The sequence below is a fragment of the Nonomuraea sp. NPDC048916 genome, from assembly GCF_040649575.1.
In the GTDB taxonomy this organism is placed as follows: domain Bacteria; phylum Actinomycetota; class Actinomycetes; order Streptosporangiales; family Streptosporangiaceae; genus Nonomuraea.
In genome coordinates, this window is sequence record NZ_JBEZFS010000215.1 from 1 (window position 1) to 471 (window position 471).

Annotated in this window: 1 protein-coding gene; it reads left to right on the top strand. The window is 71.3% G+C overall.

Going from position 1 to position 471, the window contains the following annotated elements; all coding sequences use genetic code 11:
• A partial coding sequence (locus AB0C16_RS40510; protein ID WP_357691507.1) for a methionine adenosyltransferase domain-containing protein occupies positions 1–471 on the top strand: 471 nt, incomplete at both ends.

Consider the following 471-nt stretch of genomic DNA (forward strand, 5'->3'; position numbering starts at 1 on the left):
ATCACGCTGGCCCACCGGCTGGCCCAGCGCCTGTCGGAGGTGCGCAAGTCGGGCCTGGTGCCCTACCTGCGGCCCGACGGCAAGACCCAGGTCACCATCGAGTACGACGGCGACCTGCCGGTCCGCCTCGACACCGTGGTCGTCTCCGCCCAGCACTCCCCCGGAGTCTCCCTGGCCGACCGGCTGACCCCCGACATCCGCTCACACGTGGTCGAGCCCGTGATCGCGGGTCTCGACATCGACACCTCGGGCTACCGGTTGCTGGTCAACCCGACCGGGCGTTTCGAGATCGGCGGCCCGATGGGCGACGCCGGGCTGACCGGCCGCAAGATCATCATCGACACCTACGGCGGCATGGCACGGCACGGCGGCGGCGCCTTCTCCGGCAAGGACCCGTCCAAGGTCGACCGCTCGGCCGCCTACGCGATGCGCTGGGTGGCCAAGAACGTGGTGGCCGCCGGACTGGCCGAC